16 protein-coding genes are annotated in these 19668 nt (G+C 67.9%); 12 read left to right on the plus strand and 4 right to left on the minus strand.

Going from position 1 to position 19668, the window contains the following annotated elements; translation table 11 throughout:
- Positions 1 to 15: 15 nt before the first annotated feature.
- Together RM531_RS00440 and epmB are read right to left on the minus strand one after the other, a co-directional pair.
- Positions 16 to 2040, minus strand: coding sequence for an EAL domain-containing protein (locus RM531_RS00440; protein WP_311656451.1), 2025 nt, complete (start codon positions 2038 to 2040; stop codon positions 16 to 18).
- Positions 2037 to 3101, minus strand: coding sequence for an EF-P beta-lysylation protein EpmB (epmB, locus tag RM531_RS00445; RefSeq protein ID WP_349255370.1), 1065 nt, complete (start codon positions 3099 to 3101; stop codon positions 2037 to 2039). Before epmB ends, RM531_RS00440 begins: the two co-directional genes overlap by 4 nt.
- A 61-nt stretch (positions 3102 to 3162) precedes the next feature.
- Between epmB and efp the strand changes: the two genes are divergently transcribed.
- Both efp and epmA read left to right on the plus strand, forming a co-directional pair.
- On the plus strand, positions 3163 to 3726 hold the full coding sequence (gene efp, locus RM531_RS00450) for an elongation factor P (RefSeq protein WP_311656453.1): 564 nt from the start codon (positions 3163 to 3165) through the stop codon (positions 3724 to 3726).
- A 42-nt stretch (positions 3727 to 3768) separates the two neighbouring features.
- Positions 3769 to 4728 (plus strand): EF-P lysine aminoacylase EpmA, encoded by a 960-nt coding sequence (epmA, locus tag RM531_RS00455; protein ID WP_311656454.1) that lies wholly within the window; start codon positions 3769 to 3771, stop codon positions 4726 to 4728.
- On the opposite strand, the gene asd is transcribed toward epmA, so the two are convergent.
- A complete protein-coding gene (gene asd / locus RM531_RS00460) occupies positions 4725 to 5582 on the minus strand; it encodes an archaetidylserine decarboxylase (protein ID WP_311656456.1) in 858 nt (285 codons plus the stop codon). The two genes, epmA and asd, sit on opposite strands and share 4 nt — an antisense overlap.
- A 199-nt stretch (positions 5583 to 5781) precedes the next feature.
- Between asd and prmB the strand changes: the two genes are divergently transcribed.
- From prmB to RM531_RS00475, 3 genes are all read left to right on the plus strand, one after another.
- Positions 5782 to 6726, plus strand: a complete 945-nt coding sequence (gene prmB, locus RM531_RS00465) for a 50S ribosomal protein L3 N(5)-glutamine methyltransferase (protein ID WP_311656457.1) — start codon at positions 5782 to 5784, stop codon at positions 6724 to 6726.
- A gap of 3 nt (positions 6727 to 6729) precedes the next feature.
- The gene (gene aroC / locus RM531_RS00470; protein ID WP_311656458.1) at positions 6730 to 7827 is read left to right on the plus strand and encodes a chorismate synthase; all 1098 of its coding nucleotides are present in this window, start codon (positions 6730 to 6732) and stop codon (positions 7825 to 7827) included.
- 230 nt (positions 7828 to 8057) lie between these two features.
- Positions 8058 to 9266: an MFS transporter gene (locus RM531_RS00475; RefSeq protein WP_311656460.1), complete on the plus strand. Its 1209-nt coding sequence runs from the start codon at positions 8058 to 8060 to the stop codon at positions 9264 to 9266.
- Here RM531_RS00475 and RM531_RS00480 read toward each other — a convergent pair.
- Positions 9218 to 10084 (minus strand): LysR family transcriptional regulator, encoded by an 867-nt coding sequence (locus tag RM531_RS00480; protein WP_311656461.1) that lies wholly within the window; start codon positions 10082 to 10084, stop codon positions 9218 to 9220. The genes RM531_RS00475 and RM531_RS00480 overlap by 49 nt on opposite strands.
- A gap of 133 nt (positions 10085 to 10217) precedes the next feature.
- Here RM531_RS00480 and leuC point away from each other — a divergent pair, with 133 nt between their 5' ends.
- The 7 genes from leuC (at position 10218) to RM531_RS00515 (ending at position 19668) form a co-directional block, all read left to right on the plus strand.
- The gene (leuC, locus tag RM531_RS00485; RefSeq protein WP_311656463.1) at positions 10218 to 11621 is read left to right on the plus strand and encodes a 3-isopropylmalate dehydratase large subunit; all 1404 of its coding nucleotides are present in this window, start codon (positions 10218 to 10220) and stop codon (positions 11619 to 11621) included.
- A 65-nt stretch (positions 11622 to 11686) separates the two neighbouring features.
- On the plus strand, positions 11687 to 12328 hold the full coding sequence (gene leuD / locus RM531_RS00490; RefSeq protein ID WP_311656465.1) for a 3-isopropylmalate dehydratase small subunit: 642 nt from the start codon (positions 11687 to 11689) through the stop codon (positions 12326 to 12328).
- Between the two features lie 34 nt (positions 12329 to 12362).
- Positions 12363 to 13439, plus strand: a complete 1077-nt coding sequence (gene leuB, locus RM531_RS00495; RefSeq protein ID WP_311656467.1) for a 3-isopropylmalate dehydrogenase — start codon at positions 12363 to 12365, stop codon at positions 13437 to 13439.
- A 30-nt stretch (positions 13440 to 13469) separates the two neighbouring features.
- Entirely contained in the window at positions 13470 to 14495 is a 1026-nt protein-coding gene (locus RM531_RS00500; RefSeq protein WP_311656469.1) for an aspartate-semialdehyde dehydrogenase, read from the plus strand.
- A gap of 171 nt (positions 14496 to 14666) precedes the next feature.
- Entirely contained in the window at positions 14667 to 18164 is a 3498-nt protein-coding gene (locus RM531_RS00505; protein WP_311656470.1) for a FimV/HubP family polar landmark protein, read from the plus strand.
- 24 nt (positions 18165 to 18188) lie between these two features.
- Positions 18189 to 18989 (plus strand): tRNA pseudouridine(38-40) synthase TruA, encoded by an 801-nt coding sequence (gene truA / locus RM531_RS00510; RefSeq protein WP_311656471.1) that lies wholly within the window; start codon positions 18189 to 18191, stop codon positions 18987 to 18989.
- Between the two features lie 52 nt (positions 18990 to 19041).
- Positions 19042 to 19668 (plus strand): phosphoribosylanthranilate isomerase, encoded by a 627-nt coding sequence (locus tag RM531_RS00515; RefSeq protein WP_311656472.1) that lies wholly within the window; start codon positions 19042 to 19044, stop codon positions 19666 to 19668.

Here is a 19668-nt window from a genome sequence, read left to right on the forward strand (position 1 = left end):
GGTTCTCGCCGGCGATCAGGCCTCGGCGGTATCGGGTTCGTGAACGCGACGACCCTGGATGAAGTTGATGCCGTGCTGCCACAGCCGGGCCATGCTGTTGGCGTCCTGCACATGGCCGGCCACGATCCGCATGCTGGCGGCCCGGGCGGCAGCGACGGCCTGGGTCAGCGCCTCGTCGCCGTCGCCGACCAGGATTTCAGTCTGATCGGCGTCCAGGCGAACGAAACCCGCCCGTAGATCGGCCGCGAGCCGGCTTGCGTCGGGATGGTTGGCGTAACCGTCAATGGCCACACCGAGCCCCAGGGACTGGCAGGCGCTGGCCAGCGTCTGGGCCTGACGCGGCGCGGCCGCCACGTCGGTTTCCTGCAGCACGAACCAGACCTTGCCGGACGCGTCCTTGCGGCCGCGTGCCTGGGTGCCAAGCCATTTGGCGAAGGCCTCCGCCTGCTGCACCGACGCCGCGGATAGCGGCAGGAAAATCTCGCCCCCCGCCTCGCCTTGTGTGCGAGCCAGGACCTGCGTCGTTGCCCAGCGATCGATGTCGGAAAGCAGTCCGGCGGCTTCCGCCTGTTCGCGAAACTCGTCAAAGCGCAGCGGCCGCCCGTCGCCGCGGTTCCAGCGAAGCAGGGCGTCGTAATGGGGGCCGGTATCACCTTCCAGACTGGTGATTTCCAGGTAGGCCAGGGCCAGTTGGTCGTTCGCGATCGCTGCGCCAAGGGCTTCGGCGCGATCCGTGGTGGACGTCGGTTGCTCGGATTCGACACCGGTGGCCGGCGCGGCATCGCGCTTGCCCAGCCGGTCCACCTGATTGCCGGTGCGGTCGGATAGCTGAAGTGCCAGCCGCGCGGTTCGAAGGAAGCGCTTGGCATCGTCGCCGTCGGCGGCCAGCGCGGCCACCGCGATGCTTGCCGTCACTGAGGCGGTCTGTTGATCCTCGCCGAAGGCTTCCCGGGCGATGGCTTCGCGGATGGTTTCCGCCTGTTCGGTCAGCGCATCGGCGTTCTCGCGGTGCATCAGCAACGCCAGGCCCGGTGCCGCCAGCCGGAAGCCGTGGTCGGAATCGCCGAGCAGGCTGAGGGTGAAAGCGAACACCTCGTCGGCGATGCGATCGGCGGCAGCCGGTCCCAGACGATCCTGCAGGCCGGCGAAGTCGTCCAGATGCAGGCAAAGCAGCCCCGGGCTGCCGGCATCGTGAGGCCGCAAGGACTGGAGCGCCTGGTATAGCGCCTGCCGTCCGGTGGTGATCGGATCGCGCGGAACCGGGGCGGTTTCATCCGGCGGCGTGACCAGCAATTCCACCCGGCCCGGCTGATCCCCGGTGGCGGGGCGACAGCGCACGGACAGGGTGACCGGGCTGTCGTCCATGCGCTGGCCGGTAATCGTGAGCAGCGGCGGGGCGCTGGTGCCCTGCGCGCAATCCTTTAATGTTTGTTTGACGGTGGGACGGTCATCCGGGTGCACCAGGTCCATCAGCGGCACACCCGCCAATTCCTCGGTGTCGGGAAAGCCGAACAGGCTTGCGAACTCGTCGTTGACCTGCTCGAAGATGCCGTCGTCGATCACCGCCCGGGCCTCGCGGCTGTCCGCGATCAGCGCATCCAGGCGCCCGCGGCAGTCCGCCAGCTGGGCCTGCAGCACACTGGCCTGGCGCATCCGTTCGGCCTCGCGAAGATGGCGGGTCAGCACCAGTTCCAGTAGATCCGGGTCGGCGGGGTCGACCGCATCGCGGGCGCCGGCGCGCAGCAGCTCGGTCCGGCGTCTGGCATCGGCCAGGGCGATCAACGGCACGCGGGGTGCGGCATTCACGCATAGCCCGAGAATCCGGTCCAGCGCGGCCGAATCGTCGGCGGCGCAGGCGATCAGCGCGGGGTCGTGATGGGTGAGCTGATCACCCAGCGCGCCGGCCTGCTCGAGCCAGGCCACGGTGACGTTCTCGCCGGCCGCCCGCAGGGCGTTGCGCAGGGTTTCCGCGCTGTTTTCCCGCGGGGCGATCACCAGAATGGTGGCCGATGACGGGGCGGCGGACGGCGCGGCACTCACGTTGCAGTATCTCCCGGAGCGGCATCCATGCCGATGATTGTCTTGCTGGCCCGGCCGGCTTCTTCCAGCGCCAGATGCGGCACCAGGTAGCCCGGCAGGCGGGCGGAAAGCTCGCGGTAGAGGCGCTGCGCCCGTTCGCGCGGTACGTCGAAATGGGCGGCACCCCGAACCCGGTCGAGCAGGTGCAGATAGTAGGGGATCACGCCCTGCGCGAACAGCCGTTCGCTCAACGCCGCCAGCACCTCGGCATCATCGTTGACGCCGGCCAGCAGGACCGCCTGGTTGAACAGCGTGGCGCCCGTTCCCTGTAACCGGCGCAGGGCCAGGCCGGTATCGGTGTCGAGTTCCTGCGGATGATTGACGTGCACCACGACTACCGTCTGCAGCCGGGTGTCACCCAGCCAGGCCAGCAGCGCATCGTCCACGCGCCCCGGGATCACGATTGGCTGCCGGGTGTGCAGACGCAGTCGCTCAATGTGGGGGATGCGGTCCAGAGCCCGGACCAGTTCCGCCAGTTTGTGATCGGCCAGGGACAGCGGATCGCCGCCGGACAGGATCACCTCGCGGATGCTGGCGTCCGCGCGCAGCTGCTGCAGCGCCCCCCGCCACTGCTGGCGTGCCGCATTCTCGTCGGCGTACGGGAAATGCCGGCGGAAGCAGTACCGGCAGTGCACGCCGCAGGCACCGGTGGCGATCAGCAGGGCCCGGCCGGCGTACTTGTGGATGATGCCGTCGCCTCTCAGGCTGGCCAGATCGCCGACGGCGTCGAGATCGTAGCCGGGTACGTCGTCGCCTTCCGCGCCCCGCGGCCAGATCTGGCGCAGCAGCGGGTCGTCCGGGTCGCCCCGGCGCATTCGGGCCACGAACGGTCGGGGCACGCGCAGCCGGAACAGCTGGTTCCCGGTCGCGGCCCCCGCGAGCCCGGACGCGGGCAGGTCCAGCATCGTCAGCAACTCCCGCGGATCGGTCACCGCGTCAGCCATTTCCCGCTGCCAGGCGGGCGGGCTTTGGGATAGACTACGCGGCCGGCTGCCGGCGGGCGGGGCGTCTTGCGTGAGCATGACGGCAGTGTAGAGCGCCGGCCGGCGTGTCTCCAAAACTTTTGTCAACGGACTACCCAAGATGGCGACTTTCAGCACCAACCAGTTCAAGGGCGGCCTCAAGATTCTGCTCGACGGCGATCCCTTCACGATTCTGGAAAACGAGTTCGTCAAGCCGGGCAAGGGGCAGGCCTTCAACCGTGTCAAGGTGCGAAACCTCAAGACCGGGCGCACCATCGAACGTACCTTCAAGTCGGGCGACACGGTCGAGGCCGCCGACGTGATGGAACTGGATCTGCAATTCCTCTACTCGGACGGCGAGTTCTGGCACTTCATGGAGCCCAACAGCTTCGAACAGCACCAGGCCCCCGATGCGGTGGTGGGCGAGGCCGGCCAGTGGCTGCGCCCGCAGGATGAATGCAAGGTCATCCTCTGGAACAACGAGCCGCTGTCGATCGAGGCGCCGAACTTCGTGAGCCTGGCCGTGAGCCAGACCGATCCGGGCGTGCGCGGCGACACCTCCAGCGGCGGCAGCAAGCCGGCCACCCTGGAAACCGGCGCCGTGATCCGCGTGCCGCTGTTCATCGAGGAAGGCGAGGTGCTCAAGGTGGACACCCGCAAGGGCGAATACGTCTCCCGCGCCTGATTGCCGGGCACCGCCTCCGGTGCCCGCCACCCCGACTCCGTCGTGACCGAGCCGACCTGGCAGCCCTCCGCCACCCCGGAAACGCTGCGTCGGCGCGCCCGGCTGCTGGCCGACATCCGCGCGTTCTTCGCACGCCGGGACGTGCTTGAAGCCGACGTGCCGGCGCTATCGGCCGCGGCGGCCCAGGAACCGCAACTGGACAGCCTGGCCTGCGGCGACGCCGGCTGGCTGCATACCTCGCCGGAATTCGGTCTCAAGCGCCTGCTGGCAGCCGGCATCGGGCCCGTCTATCAGTTATCTCACGTATTCCGGGCGGGCGAGACCGGTCGCTGGCACAACCCCGAATTCAGCATGCTGGAATGGTACCGGCCGGGCTGGGGCTATCCGGCCGTTCTGGCGGAGACCGAGGCATTGCTGGTCGAACTCGGGGCGCCGCCGCTGGCGCGAGTCGGTTTCGACGAGGTATTCACGCGGCTGACCGGCCTCGACTGGCGCCGGGCTGGCGCCGACGAACTGCAGCAGCGGGCCGCCGGGGCCGGTCTGGCCCCGGAATCCGAGCCCGCGGGCCTGGATGACGCCCGGCGGTTCGAGTTCTGGCTAGATGCCCTGGTCGGGCTGGTGCTGGGGCCGGATCTTGGCCGGTCGGCACCTTGCGCCGTCTGCGACTGGCCGCCGTCACTGGCCGGACTCACGCGGATTCGGCCGGGGGCGATGCCGGTGGCGGAACGTTTCGAGATCTACTGGCAGGGCGTGGAGCTGGCCAATGGCGGCACCGAACTCACTGACGCCGCCACGCTGCGCGAGCGATTCGACCGGGATGCCGCCACGCGCCGGGCGCTCGGCAAGCCCTGTCTGCCGGTCGACCGGGCGCTGCCGGCCGCGATGGATGCCGGGTTACCGGACTGCGCCGGCGTGGCGCTGGGCGTGGACCGGCTGCTGGCACTCCTGCTCGGCTTCGACTCGCTTGCGCCCGCGTTGCCCTTCGCGGCCGATCGCTCTTAGGCGCCCGGGGTCAAGTGACCCAGTGACTGTCCCATGCGCACCGGCGCGTCGGGCTTCAGATGCGACGCCCAGTCGGCGGCGCCGGCACCCAGCAGCAGGATCACGGTCGATCCCAGGTTGAACTGGCCCATTTCATCGCCGCGGCCCAGGCGGGTGGCGGTGTTTTCCACCGGCCAGTCGGTCACGCCGCCGCTGCGCCGGTGTGGCGGTGTGACCGTGCCCGACCACACGGTCTCCATGCCGCCCACGCAGAACGCGCCTACCAGCACCACGGCCATCGGTCCGGCGGCGGTATCGAACAGGCACACCAGGCGCTCGTTACGGGTGAACAGGCGGCTGATGCCGCGCACGCTCATCGGATTGACGCCGAACAGCCGGCCGGGGACGTAGCGGGTCTGCCGCAGGGTGCCGGTCAGCGGCATGTGCACGCGATGGTAGTTGGTGGGCGCGAGGTAGATGGTGGCAAATCGACCGCCCAGAAACGGGGCCGCGGCGTCGGCGTCGCCGAGCAGTTCGGCGGCCGAATAGGTCATGCCCTTGGCCTGCAGCAGCCGATCGCGCTCCAGCTCGCCGAACTGGCCGAGAGTGCCGTCCACCGGGCTGGCCACGCCGGCCGGGTCCTCGGGCAACGGCCGGGCAGCGGGCTTTAACGCTCGGGTAAAGAAGGCGTTGAAACTCTCGTAGGCCAGCGGATCCCGCATCACCGCCTCACTCAGGTCGATCCGGAACAGCTTCATGAAGGCCCGGATCAACAGATTCTTGAGCGGTCGGTAGCGGCTGCTGGCAATACTGTGCATCAGCCGCGAGAGCAGGCGAGTAGGAAGCAGTTGCTGGAGCAGGGCGAACGGGTGCATGGCGTGGATCGGAGTGCGAGGAAGATGACTTGCCGGCGGCGGCGAAACGAGCAGGCGCAACCGCCGAAAAGCAAGCGAAATCGGTGCATTGTGGGCGAGTTTAGCCCATAATGTGACGCCTCTGTCGCCCGCCGTCCGCGGCCTCACCGGCCCGGCGATACGGCCGGGCGGCGTTCCATTCTCCGGCCGGAAAGCATCCATGGACCCGTCTCGGCTCGCCGCGCACCTGACCACCATCCGCGATCTCATCCGCTGGGGTGGCTCGGCCTTCAATCGTGCCGGGCTGGCCTTCGGTCACGGCAGCGACAACGCGATGGACGAGGCGCGCCATCTAGTGCTGCATTCCCTGGCGCTGCCGGTCGACGTGGCCGACGATTATCTGTCCGCCCACGTGACGCCCGAGGAAGCCGAGGTGGCGCTGAATCTGCTGCAGCGGCGTATCGACGAACGCCAGCCGGCGCCTTATCTCACCGGCGAAGCCTGGTTCGCCGGGCTGCCGTTCTTCGTCGATCAGCGCGTGCTGGTGCCCCGGTCGCCGATTGCCGAGATCATCGAGGCGGAATTTCAGCCCTGGCTGGACGATCGCGAACCGCTGCGCATTCTGGACGTGGGCACCGGCAGCGGCGCCATCGCCATTGCCTGCGCGATGGCATTTCCGGATGCCGAGGTGGTGGGCACGGATGTCAGCGAGGACGCGCTGGCGGTGGCGCGCCGCAATGCCGAGCGCCACGGGGTGTCGCCGCGCATGCGCTGGCGCATTGCCGATCTCTACGACGGGCTGGACGATGAGGCGCCGTTCGATCTGATCGTGACCAACCCGCCGTACGTCAGCGGCGAGGAGATGGACACGCTCGACCCGGAGTATCGCCACGAGCCCACGATCGCGTTCTCCGGCGGCGGTGACGGGCTGGATCTGGTCGAACGGCTGATCTTCGCCACCCCGCCGCATCTGGCGCCGGGTGGATTGTTCGTGCTGGAAGTTGGACACACCTGCTTCGCGCTGGAGCAGCGCTGGCCCGAAATGCCGATCGAATGGGTGGAACTGGAGCGCGGCGGCCTCGGCGTGGGCGTGCTCGAAGCCGACGATCTGGACGCCTGGGTGGCGCATTGCCACGAATGTGCGGCCAGCGCAACGGGGGAATAGCCCATGGCCGGAAATACCTGGGGACGTCAATTCACGGTGACCAGCTTCGGCGAGAGCCACGGCCCGGCGATCGGCTGCGTGGTGGACGGTTGTCCGCCGGGACTGGCGCTGACGGAAAGCGATCTGCAGACCGACCTGGATCGTCGCCGGCCGGGGCAGTCCCGCTACGTCACTCAGCGCCGCGAGCCCGATCAGGCCCGCATTCTGTCCGGGGTGTTCGAGGGCGAGACCACCGGCACCCCCATTGCGGTACTGATCGAGAACGAGGATCAGCGCTCCCGCGATTACGGCAAGATCCAGCAGGTGTTCCGCCCCAATCATGCGGACTACGCCTACATCCAGAAATACGGCCGGCGCGATCATCGCGGCGGCGGCCGCTCCTCGGCCCGGGAAACCGCCGTGCGGGTGGCGGCCGGGGCGATTGCCCGCAAGTATCTGCGCGAGCGCCTGGGCATCGAGATCCGCGGCTGGCTGGCCCAGATGGGCGATATCCACCTGGACTGCGTGGCGCCGGACACGGTCAACGACAACCCCTTCTTCTGTCCCGACCCGGACCGGGTCGCCGAGCTGGAAGCCGCGATCAACGTGCTGCGCCGCGACGGCGATTCGATCGGCGCACGTATCGTGGTGGAAGCCACCGGGGTGCCGCCCGGCCTGGGCGAACCGGTATTCGAGCGGCTGGACTCGGACCTGGCCGCGGCGCTGATGAGCATCAACGCGGTCAAGGGTGTGGAAATCGGCGACGGCTTCGACTGCGTGCGCCAGCGCGGCTCCGAGCATCGCGACGAACTCAGCCCGGAGGGCTTTCTCGCCAACCATTCCGGCGGCGTGGCCGGCGGCATCAGCACCGGCCAGCCGGTACGGGCGGCGCTGGCACTCAAGCCCACCTCGAGCATCACCATCCCCGGCCGCACCGTGGATATCGCGGGCGAGGCGACCGAAATGCGCACCACCGGCCGGCACGACCCCTGTGTGGGCCTGCGGGCCACGCCCATCGCCGAGGCGATGCTGGCGCTGGTATTGATGGATCATTGGCTGCGTCACAGGGCACAGAACGCCGACGTGACACCGCCACTGTCGCCGATTCCGGGCGACCTATGAGGGCTGCAACCGCCAATGGCGTCGGTCGTCCGGGCGAGCCGCGGCTGACGCCGCTGTCGCGTGACTCCCGACGCTACAGGCTGCGCAATAGGGCACAGAACGCGGATGTAACACCGCCACTCGCGCCGGTTCCGGGCGACGCATGAGGGCTGCACCTGCCAATGGCGTCGGTCGTCGGGATGAATCGCGTCTGACGCCAGCCGTCAGTTCCTGAAGACCGCAGGTCAGGCGTGACCGATCTCCTGCCGCGTCGCCGGCTGTCCGGATTCTATTTCTTCTGGTTCGCCGGGCTCGGGGCGCTGCTGCCCTACTGGAGCCTGTACATGCGCGACCGCGGTTTCTCCGCCGCGGCCATCGGGCTGATCTTCGGGATTCTGCTGGGCACCAAGGTGGTGGCCCCCAACGTCTGGGGCTGGCTGGTGGACCGTTATGGCGGCCGGGTGGTGGTGATTCGCCTGGCCACGGCGGGCGCCGCGTTGATGTTTCTATGGGTGCCCTTCGTCGACGGTTTTCTCGCCCTGGCGCTGTTGATGGCCGGATACGGTTTCTTTTCCAACGCCTCCATTCCGCAGTTCGAAGCGCTCACGTTCAATCATCTCGGCAGCCGCTCGGCCGGCTACAGCCGCATCCGGTTGTGGGGGTCGGTGGGGTTCATTGCCTCGGTGGCCGCACTCGGGCCCCTGGTGGATACCGGCGGCACAGGCTGGGTGGTGTGGTGGATGATGGCCACGCTGGTGACGCTGTTCGTGGTCAGTCTGTCGGTACCGGATGCGCCCGGCAGCCGGGAAACGGCTCATGGCGAGGCATTGTGGACGGTGCTGCGCCGGCCGCAGGTGGCCAGCCTGCTGGCGGTCTGCTTTCTGGTGCAGTTCAGCCACGGGCCCTACTACAGCTTCTTTTCCATCTATCTGGAGGATCACGGCTACGGGCGCAGCCTGATCGGCGGCCTGTGGGCGCTGGGGGTGATGGCGGAGGTGCTGGTATTCGCGTTTCTACCCGCGGTGGTCACCCGTACTACCTTGCGTCAACTCATGCTGACGGCGGTGGCGCTGGCGGCGCTGCGCTGGTCCCTGCTGGCGGCGGCGCCGGACCGGATGGCAATCGTGGTGCTGGTCCAGGTGCTGCACATGGCCAGTTTCGGGCTGTACCACGCAGTGGCGGTCAGCCTGGTCCACCGACTGTTCCGCGGACCGCTGCAGGGGCGGGGCCAGGCCCTTTACAGCAGTCTCGGTTTCGGCGCGGGCGGGGCGGCCGGGGCGCTTAGCAGCGGTTTCCTGTGGGACGTGCTGCCGCACCACTGGGTGTTCGTGATGGCCGCGTCCGCCGCGGCGCTGGGCTGGGTGATTGCCTGGCTGGGGCTGCGCGGCGTGGGGATGGTGTCGGCGCCGGACTACAACGCCAGCAGTGACAGCAGGGCGGCCGCCGCGGCGGACAGATGACGTTCCGGGTGCCGCACGGTGCCCAGCGACCGGGTCAGCGACACGCCGGGCAGGCGCAGCTCGCACAGCCGGCTGCCGGCCAGCATCGCCGGCGGCAGGGCGGTCCAGCCCAGGCCCACTTCCGCCAGCATCTTCAGGGTGTCGAGATTGTTGCTGTGCTGGCGGACGGTCAGATCGGCATCGTGACCGCCCACGGCCCGGCTCACGATGGCATGGGTCTGGGTGTCCGGCTCGGGCAGTAGCGCCGGCACCTCGCGAAGCTGCGCGACAGTGACCTCGGTCTGTTGCGCCAGTGGATGATCCTCGGCCACGGCGATCACCATCGGGTCGGCCCACACGCGCTGCTGATCCAGCCCGGCGATGGGCGGATCGGGCAAGGTAACGATGGCCAGTTCCACATGGCCGCGGGCCACCGCATTGCAGGCGTCTTCCGAACCCAGGAAATGGATGTCCAGGTCCACGCCGGGGAAGGTCTTGACGTACTGCCGCAGCACCGGCGGCATCCGGTGCATGGCCACGTGGTGGGACAACGCCAGTGCCAGATGACCGATCACCCGGTCGGACAGTTCATCCAGCGCCCGGCGGCCGTCCTCCAGTGCCGCCAGCAAGCGCCGCGCATGGGGCAGGAACTGCCGCCCGGCATCGGTGAGAATCACCCGGCGGCCGACCCGGTCGAACAGCGCGAAGCCCAGACGCGCCTCGGCGTTGGCCAGTCGCTTGCTCACCGCCGGCTGGCTGACATGCAGCCGCTGCGCCGCCGCCCGGAAGCTGCCGGTGTCGCAGATGGTCACGAAGGCTTCGATGGCGGCCAGTTGCATGCGGACGGTAGGTGAGTGTGGTGACCGAATAATACATTCCATATGCGACTTGTAAATATAAAAACAATTCATTGGAGTTATTAAACGGTCATCCCTATAGTTGCGTTCATACAAAAGACGCGGCGAGGGCGTGATGAGCGGCAGAACCCTGTACGACAAGATCTGGGATGAGCACGTGGTGCGCGACAACGGCGACGGCACCGCGCTGATCTACATCGACCGGCAGATGGTCCACGAAGTGACCTCGCCGCAGGCATTCGAGGGCCTGCGGCTGGCCGGGCGTGACGTGTGGCGCCGCAGTGCCAACCTGGCGGTGCCGGATCACAACGTGCCGACCATCGACCGGCTGCGTGGCATCGCCGACCCGATCTCCCGTGCCCAGGTGGAGGCGCTGCAGACCAACTGCGCGGACTTCGGCATCCGGTTGTTCGCGATGAACGACCCGCGCCAGGGCATCGTCCACGTGATCGGCCCCGAGCAGGGGGCGACCCAGCCGGGCATGACCATCGTCTGCGGTGATTCCCATACCTCCACGCACGGCGCCTTTGGCGCGCTGGCGTTCGGCATCGGCACCTCCGAGGTCGAGCACGCCCTGGCCACACAGACGCTGATTCAGGCCAAGGCGAAGACCATGCTCATCCGGGTGGACGGTCAGGCCGGTCCCGGCGTGACGGCCAAGGACATCATGCTGGCCATCATCGGGAAGATCGGCACCGCCGGTGGCACCGGCCACGTACTGGAGTACGGCGGGCAGGCGATTCGCGACCTGTCGATGGAAGGCCGCATGACCCTGTGCAACATGTCGATCGAGGCCGGCGCCCGGGCCGGCATGATCGCGGTGGACGACAAGACCGTCGAATATGTGCGCGGCCGGACCTATGCGCCCGAGGGCGAGCATCAGGCGGAGGCCGAGACCTACTGGCGCACGCTGACAAGCGACGAGGGCGCGGTGTTCGATCAGACCGTGGTACTGGATGCCGCGGCGATCCGTCCGCAGGTTACCTGGGGTACCTCACCGGAGATGGTGGTGCCGGTGGACGGCGCGGTGCCCGATCCCGCGACCTGCGATGACGCCACGCGAGCCGAGTCCTGGCGCCATGCGCTGACCTACATGGATCTGGCGCCCGGCATGCCGATCACCGATATCCACCTGGACAAGGTGTTCCTGGGCTCCTGTACCAACGCCCGGATCGAGGATCTGCGCGCGGCCGCGGCCGTACTGAAGGGGCGCCGGGTGGCGGACAACATCAAGCTGGCCATGGTGGTGCCCGGTTCCGGCCTGGTGAAGCTGCAGGCGGAAAAGGAAGGGCTGGACCAGGTGTTCATCGACGCCGGCTTCGAATGGCGTGATGCGGGCTGCTCGATGTGTCTGGGCATGAACCCCGACCAGCTTTCGCCGGGCGAGCGCTGCGCCTCGACTTCGAATCGCAACTTCGAGGGTCGGCAGGGGCAGGGTGGTCGCACCCATCTGGTCAGCCCGGCGATGGCCGCTGCGGCGGCGGTGGCGGGGCATTTTGTGGACGTCCGAGACATTTGAACGGAAGCCGCGTCAGCATTTCCGTTTGCGACCGTCGCCGTTTGATTCTGCCAGGATAGAGACTCATGCAAGCATTCACGACACACGAAGGCATCATGGCGCCACTGGATCGCGGCAACGTGGACACCGACGCCATCATTCCCAAGCAGTATCTGAAATCGATCAAGCGCACCGGTTTCGGGCCGCATCTGTTCGATGACTGGCGTTACCGGGATCCGGGTGGGCTGGACGTGGACCCGGCCACACGCCGGCCCAATCCGGATTTCCTGCTCAATCAGCCGGCCTACCGCGACGCCACCATCCTGCTGGCACGCGACAACTTCGGCTGCGGCTCCTCGCGCGAGCATGCGGTGTGGGCGCTGTCGGATGCCGGTTTCCGGGTGGTGATCGCCCCGAGCTTTGCCGATATATTCTTCAATAACTGCTTCAAGAATGGCGTTTTACCCATTGTTCTGGATCATCAGAACATGGATGCGCTGTTCGAGGTGGCCACCCGGGACGCGCCCGCGGTGGCTCGGGTGGATCTGTTGGCGCAGACCGTGCGCGCCGGCGGCGTCGAGTACCCGTTCGAGATCGACGCCTACCGTCGCCACAACATGCTGGAAGGGCTGGACGATATCGGCCTCACCCTGAAGCATGCCGAGACCATCCGCGGCTATGAACAGGCCCGGCGCGACGCCAAACCCTGGTTGTTCCGCGAACTTTGAGCGGCAACCAAGCTTTCACGACCAAGGACGAACAATGACTGCAAGAATACTGGTGCTGCCCGGCGATGGTGTCGGGCCGGAAATCTGCCGCGAAGCCACACGCGTGCTGGAAGCGTTACAGCGGGACCATGGTCTCGATGTCGAACTCGAGGAGGATCTGGTCGGCGGCGCGGCCTACGAGGCCACCGGCGAGCCACTCCCCGCCGCCACCCTGGAAAAGGCGCGGTCGGCGGACGCCGTCCTGTTCGGCGCCGTCGGCGGCGCCCAGTGGGATGAACTGCCGCGGGAGCTGCGCCCGGAAAGCGGGCTGCTGCAGCTGCGCTCGGAACTGGGCCTGTTCGCCAACCTGCGTCCGGCAATGCTTTATTCGCAGCTGGCCCACGCCTCGACCCTGCGCCACGACGTGGTGGCCGGGCTGGATCTGATGATCGTGCGCGAGCTCACCGGCGGCATCTATTTCGGCCAGCCGCGCAGCACCCGCACCGATACCCACGGCCGGCGCCAGGCGGTGAACACCATGCTCTACACCGAGGGCGAGATCGAGCGTATCGCCCGGGTCGGCTTCGATATTGCCCGTCGACGCAACAAGCGGCTCTGCTCGGTCGACAAGGCCAACGTGCTGGAGGTCTCGCAGCTCTGGCGTGACGTGGTCAACGAGGTGGGCCAGGAATACCCGGATGTCGAGCTGAGCCACATGTACGTGGACAACGCCGCCATGCAGCTGGTGCGCGCGCCCAAGCAGTTCGACACCATCGTCACCGGCAATCTGTTCGGCGACATCCTGTCCGATATCGCGGCCATGCTCACCGGCTCCATCGGCATGCTGCCCTCGGCGGCGCTGGACGAGCAGGGCCGCGGCATGTACGAGCCGGTGCACGGTTCCGCCCCCGATATCGCTGGCCAGGGCGTGGTCAACCCCCTGGCCACCATCCTGTCGGTGGCGATGATGCTGCGGCACAGCCTGCACCGGCAGGATCTGGCCGAGCGGGTGGAGCACGCGGTGGGCGATGCCCTGGACCGCGGCTTGCGCACCCGCGATATCATGGACGACGAAAAGCAGGTGGCCAGTACCGGCGAAATGGGCGGTGCGGTCATCGACATGCTCCAGTGACACTTCAATAAGCTAGGCAAAACGCCCGTCATGACAAAAGAATTCGATGTAGCCGTTGTGGGCGCCACGGGCGCCGTCGGCGAGACCATGCTGCGTATCCTGGAACAGCGCAGATTCCCGGTGCGAAACCTCTATCCGCTGGCCAGCGAGCGCTCGGCGGGCAAGGAGATTCTGTTCCGCAACCGCAAGATCCGGATCGAGAACCTCGCCGAGTTCGATTTCAGCAAGGCGCAGATCGGGCTGTTCTCGGCCGGCGGCTCCATTTCCGAGGTCCATGCGCCACGTGCCGCCGAGGCCGGCTGCGTGGTGATCGACAACACCTCGCAGTTCCGGCGTGAGCCGGATATTCCCCTGGTCGTGCCCGAGGTCAACGCCCACGCGATGGCGGGGTACACCACGCGGGGCATCATCGCGAACCCCAACTGCTCCACCATCCAGATGATCGTGGCGCTCAAGCCGCTGCACGATGCCGCCTATATCCAGCGCATCAACGTGGCGACCTATCAGGCGGTGTCCGGGTCGGGCGCCTCGGCCATCCAGGAGCTGGCCAACCAGACGGCCAAGCTGCTGAACGGCAAGGACATTGATCCGCCCAAGGCCTATCCGAAACAGATCGCCTTCAATGCGCTGCCGCACATCGACGTCTTCCTGGACAACGGCTATACCAAGGAAGAAATGAAGATGGTGTGGGAGACCCGCAAGATCCTGGAAGACGACAATATCCAGGTGAACCCGACCGCCGCGCGCGTGCCGGTATTCTTTGGCCATTCCGAAGCGGTGCATATCGAGACCCGCGACAAGCTCACGGCCGAACAGGCTCGGGACATTCTGCGCAAGGCGCCCGGCGTGACCGTCATCGATGAACGCAAGGATGGCGGCTACGCCACCGCGGTAACCGACGGCGCCAACAACGATGCCGTGTTCGTCAGCCGCATCCGCGAGGATATCTCCCACGAGCGCGGGCTCGACCTCTGGGTGGTGGCGGATAACGTACGCAAGGGGGCGGCGCTCAACAGCATCCAGATCGCCGAACGGCTGATCAGCGACTATCTCTAGGCCGCACATTCCGGCGGGCACTGCAGCTGAGCCTATGGTGCTCGCCGGGTATCGGTCGATAACGGTGAAAAGCCCTGATGCCGGGCGTCCGGCCCGGCGCCACGCATTGATGCACCCGGATGGCTGACGTATAACGGTCGGCACGTGCCGAGGCGGGAGACACGGATTTTCATGAGATGCAAGCTGGCCATTGCGGCCGTTCTGGTCATGCTGGCCGGTGTTGTCGGCCCGGCGCATGCGCTGGGTTTCGGTGACATTCGTGTCGAGTCGGCTCTCAACCAGCCCCTGCGTGCGTCCTTCCCGCTGCTCGGCGTCAAACCCGAGGAGCAGGACGAAATCGTCGTGCGGGTCGCCTCGCGGGCAGCCTTCGAGCGTTTCGGCATCGAGCGGGTCGGCCTTCTGGACGAGGTCGAGCTGGCGCTGTCGGAAGGCGCGGAAACCGGCCGCCTGCTGGTTCGCATGCGGTCCACCCGCAGCGTCCGCGAACCGTTCCTGACCTTCCTGGTGGAAGCCACCTGGTCGGGGCGCCGGGCACTGCGCGAGTACACCATCCTGCTGGACCCCCCGACGTCCGCGCCCGCCGCCCGGGCGCCAGCGGAGGCTGCGCCGTCGGTGCCGGCGGGTGCGGAGTTCGACACCGCGGCGACACCTCAGCCGGAATCGCAACCCGAGGTCGACACCGGGCCGTCGCAACCGGCAGATGACGAACCCGTCGCCAGGGTGGAACCCGAGGCACCGACCGACGGCGAGCCGGCCGGCGATAGCGATGCCGGGCCAGCAGCGGACGGACCGCGCCGGATAGGTCCGGTTCAGGCCGATCAGACGCTCTGGCGCCTGGCCAGCAACAACCGGCCGGCCGGGTCGGTGACCATGGATCAGATGCTGGTGGCGCTCTACCGGAGCAATCCGCAGGCCTTCGACGGCAACATGAATCTGATGCTCAAGGGCGCGACGCTGCTGGTGCCGTCGCTCGAGGATATCCGCGCGATCAGTCGCCGCGAAGCCACGCAACTGGTGGCCGACCAGCGTCGTGCGTTCGAGCAGCTGGGGGGCTCCTCGAGCCAGACGCGAGTGGCCGACAGCGGGGGGCAGACCAGCAACGGCGGGAGTGCCGGCGAACTGAGACTGGAAGCTGCCGAGGAATCCGCGGGTGATGATGCGAGTGCCACTCGTGTCGCGACGTCGAACGACGACGGCGCTGGTGACACGGGTGAAGCGCTTGGCGCTTTGGCCGCGAATGCGGCCGCCGACGATAACGGTGACGCCGCGCGGGACGAGTCAGCCGCTGGGAACGACGATGCGGCGACCAACCAAAAAACCAACGCGACGGATGATGCCGCGCCGGCACAGCGCGCGGTGAATGGTGACGTCACGGCGAATGGCGCCGAAGCCGGCGACAGCCGGAACAGCGATGGCACCGCGGATGCGGTTGCTGATGACAAGACGGCCGATGGCGAGGCCGATACAGCGAATCCTTCGACCACCGAGTCGGACAACGGCGAGGCCACGGATGAGCCCGCCGACGGTGACATGGTGGCGGGGCTGGATGCCGGCGCGGACGACGCAACGGGTGGCGAAGCCGCATCGGCCGCTGACGGGCGCAATGAAACCGGCGCGGACGGCAATGCCGATCCCGGTGCGACGGTAACGAACGCGGAAACCGGGAACGACACGACCGGGGATGCCACCGCCGAAGCCGACGACGGGTCGGAATCCGATGCTGCCAAGCCAATCACGCCGGTGGAATCGGTGGTGCCGGATTCGGCCGCCGGCCTGTTCACCGCGCGGCAGTTGCTGCTGGCGCTGGCCGGTTTGCTACTGGTCGTGGCGCTGTTTGCCTATCTTCGCCGGCGGCAGTACAAGCCCGTGCCGGCCGATTTCAGCGGCCTCGATCAGGACGAGCCAGCGGTCGCGACGGCCGCCACGCCGGCCCCAGCGACCGCCGCCGCAGCGCCCGTACCCGAGTCGGTGCCGGAACCCGCGCCCGACGTCGAGGAGGTGCTGGCCGATGCCCGCTTCCACGAGGAAAACGAACTCTACGACGAGGCCCTGTCGGTGCTGGCGATGGGCCGCGAGCATCACCCCCACGATCCCCGACTGCAGGATCGCACGCTGGCCGTGCTGCACGCGGCCGGCGAGCGGGATACCTTCATTGCCGAGGCGCGCAACATCTTTCCCCGGCCCGATCCGGACGACGAGCGTTGGCGCGAAGCCGCAGCCATGGGCCGTGAACTGGCGCCCGACGAGGATTTGTTCGTCGATGTGCCGCTGCCGGCGTCGCAGCAAGTGCCCGCAACCGTCGAAACCGATCTTGCTGCTAACACCCGGGTGGCCGGCGAGCCGGCAGACGGCCTGTCCGAGCCGGTCGATTCCCCGCAGTCCTGGCTGACGCCGGCTGCGGCGGCCGCCCCGGAACCCGCCGCGGCAGATGACCGCACTGACGATGACCTGACTCCGTCGACCGACGAGGAGTTCGAAGCGATGCTGGCATCCTTCGATGCCGGCGACGCCCCCGGGTCGGCGGCGGAACCGGCGCGCCGTGAGCCGGAATCCGTGCCGGCGCCCCACACCGGTGAAGCCGGCATTGACCTCGACCCTGACCAGTTCGATTTCGAGGTCGAGTCCGGCAGTACGGTTCAGCCCGCGGCCGGCGATGACGCGATGTCCTCGGATCCGCTGGCGTTCGATATCGGCGACCTTTCGGTCGGCGATGCCGGGCAGGATGAGATTGCCACGAGCAGCGACGAGCCCTGGCTCGGCGAGACCGGTGAGACCGACCGTGAGGCGCCGGAGGCAGCCGAGGGCGGCCTGGACGAGCTTGCCGATCCCTTTGCCGACAGCGACGTGGCTTCCCCGGCGGCTGCCGATCGCGACCGTCTGGATGATGGCCTAGGTGCGACGGCTGGTTCGGCGTCGGCCTTTGATGACGGCGGGCTGTCGTTCGAGGCACCGGATGTGGCCGGGGAACAGCCGGACGTTGCCCCCCGGGAACCGGATCAGCCGGCGGCGGACGACCCGGCGGCCCTGGATATCGATCTGGACGAGGACTGGCGTCCGGCGGCGACGCCGGTACCAGGCGGGGCATCGGGTGCCGCGGATGGCGGTGATGCGCCGACGTGGTCGGGGGATGACGATCTCTCGCTGTCCGAGGAGCCGGCGTGGCCCGAATCCGCGACGCCCGACACGACCGCCGGTCAGTTGGATGCCCCGACAGCCGATTCGGACACGGTTCCGGGTGACGAGAGTTTCCGGCTGGATGACGAATTCGACCTCGATACGCCCACGGACGGAACCGGCGCCGAGGCCGCGTTTGACGAGGATGCCACGCCGACAGGCTTCGATGACGAAACCCCGGATCCGGCCGACGGCGCGGAGGATCCCTTCGCGACAGCACCAGCGACGGAAACCGAATCGCCGGCGACGCTCACACCCGATTTCGGCGATACGGTGTCACCCGACGACACCGCGGGTCCGATCGACGATGACATGGGTCTGGATGCGCCGGCCGACGAGTCCGGTGGCGAGGACCTCGCGATTCAGCTGGATCTGGCCCGGGCCTACCTCGACATGGGCGAGCCCGACATGGCCGGATCACTGCTCGAAGAGGTGCGCGACCAGGGCACGGCCGATCAGCGCCGCGAGGCGGAAGACCTGCTCAAACGCCTGTAAGGCCCGTCCGGCGACTGTCCCGCCATGCCGCGCTACGCCGCCTGCGTTCAGTATCTGGGCAGCGCCTATGCCGGATGGCAGGCGCAGCCCCATGCGGATTCGGTTCAGGTACGGGTCGAATCCGCCCTGAGCCGGGTGGCGGATGCGCCGGTGCGGGTGGTTTGTGCCGGCCGTACCGACACCGGGGTTCACGCGGCGGGGCAGGTGGTGCATTTCGATGTGCCATCGCCGCGGCCGCCGCGGGCCTGGGTGTTTGGTGGCAACACCCGCCTGCCGGCGGATATCAGCCTGCACTGGGCGCGCCTGGTGCCCGATGATTTTCATGCCCGTTACGCCGCAGAGTGGCGGGCCTATCGCTACCTGCTGTTCGATCATCCCGCCCGCGATGCCCTGACCGCGGGGCGCGTCACTCACAGCCGTTACCGGCTGAATGCGGATGTCATGCATGCGGCCGCCCAGCCCCTGCTCGGCGAGCATGATTTCAGCGCCTTTCGCGCCGCGGGCTGTCAGTCCCGCACGCCGTGGCGGCGTCTGCAGCAGTTGCGTGTCGAGCGCCGCCAGGGATTGATCGTGATCGAGGTGCGGGCCAACGCCTTCCTGCACCACATGGTGCGCAATCTGGTTGGAACCCTGATCCAGGTGGGCCGCGGTCAGCGGGATGCCGGCTGGCCGGCGCGGCTGCTGGCCGGTGGCGATCGCACGGTGGCGGGGCCGACGGCGCCGGCGGACGGGCTCTATCTGCGGGCGGTCGGATACCCGAAAGCTTACGGATTGCCGGATGCGCCGGCCGAGTCGGCGCTGATTGCCGGGGGCGGCGGCTGGTAAACTGTCGGTCACGTCGGCAACTCCGGCCGGCGCGATTACCGAGGGAGTCGCTGTGCGAACGCGCGTGAAGATCTGCGGGATCACCCGCGCCGAGGATGCCCGGGCCGCCGCCATGGCCGGCGCCGACGCGATCGGCCTGGTGTTCTATGATCAGAGCCCCCGTTTCGTGACCATCGAGCAGGCCCGCGAGGTCTGCCGGGCGCTGCCGCCGTTCGTGGCGGTCACCGCGCTGTTCCTGGATGCGGCCGCGGCCTCCGTGCAAACGGTGATCGACGCGCTGCGCCCGGATATTCTGCAGTTTCACGGCAATGAAGCCCCGGCGTTCTGTCAGGCCTTCGGGGTGTCTTACATCCGCGCGGTGCCCATGGGCGGTGACGCCGACCCGGGGGAATGGGCCGAGCGCTTCCCCGATGCCGCCGCGTTGCTGCTGGACAGCCATCGTGCGGGCGAGGCGGGCGGCCGCGGCGAAACCTTCGACTGGCAGCGCGGCGTGTTGCCGGACGGCCCGGCGGTGATTGCGGCCGGCGGGCTGCAGCCGGACAATGTCGGTGCGGCAGTGCGGGATATGCGACCCTATGGTGTCGATGTAAGCAGCGGCGTCGAGATCGCGCCCGGCATCAAGGATCATCAACTCATGCAGCAATTCATCGAGGCGATTTACCGTGTCGACCGCGACTGA

The organism is Spectribacter acetivorans (assembly GCF_031846305.1).
GTDB lineage: Bacteria > Pseudomonadota > Gammaproteobacteria > Nevskiales > Salinisphaeraceae > Spectribacter > Spectribacter acetivorans.

Excerpts from the sequence above, each read along its gene's own strand:
- epmB (WP_349255370.1), bottom strand. The coding sequence starts at position 3,101 with ATGCTCACGCAAGACGCCCCGCCCGCCGGCAGCCGGCCGCGTAGTCTA.
- efp (WP_311656453.1), top strand. The coding sequence starts at position 3,163 with ATGGCGACTTTCAGCACCAACCAGTTCAAGGGCGGCCTCAAGATTCTG.
- asd (WP_311656456.1), bottom strand. The coding sequence starts at position 5,582 with ATGCACCCGTTCGCCCTGCTCCAGCAACTGCTTCCTACTCGCCTGCTC.
- prmB (WP_311656457.1), top strand. The coding sequence starts at position 5,782 with ATGGACCCGTCTCGGCTCGCCGCGCACCTGACCACCATCCGCGATCTC.
- aroC (WP_311656458.1), top strand. The coding sequence starts at position 6,730 with ATGGCCGGAAATACCTGGGGACGTCAATTCACGGTGACCAGCTTCGGC.
- RM531_RS00480 (WP_311656461.1), bottom strand. The coding sequence starts at position 10,084 with ATGCAACTGGCCGCCATCGAAGCCTTCGTGACCATCTGCGACACCGGC.
- leuC (WP_311656463.1), top strand. The coding sequence starts at position 10,218 with ATGAGCGGCAGAACCCTGTACGACAAGATCTGGGATGAGCACGTGGTG.
- leuD (WP_311656465.1), top strand. The coding sequence starts at position 11,687 with ATGCAAGCATTCACGACACACGAAGGCATCATGGCGCCACTGGATCGC.
- leuB (WP_311656467.1), top strand. The coding sequence starts at position 12,363 with ATGACTGCAAGAATACTGGTGCTGCCCGGCGATGGTGTCGGGCCGGAA.
- RM531_RS00500 (WP_311656469.1), top strand. The coding sequence starts at position 13,470 with ATGACAAAAGAATTCGATGTAGCCGTTGTGGGCGCCACGGGCGCCGTC.
- RM531_RS00505 (WP_311656470.1), top strand. The coding sequence starts at position 14,667 with ATGAGATGCAAGCTGGCCATTGCGGCCGTTCTGGTCATGCTGGCCGGT.
- truA (WP_311656471.1), top strand. The coding sequence starts at position 18,189 with ATGCCGCGCTACGCCGCCTGCGTTCAGTATCTGGGCAGCGCCTATGCC.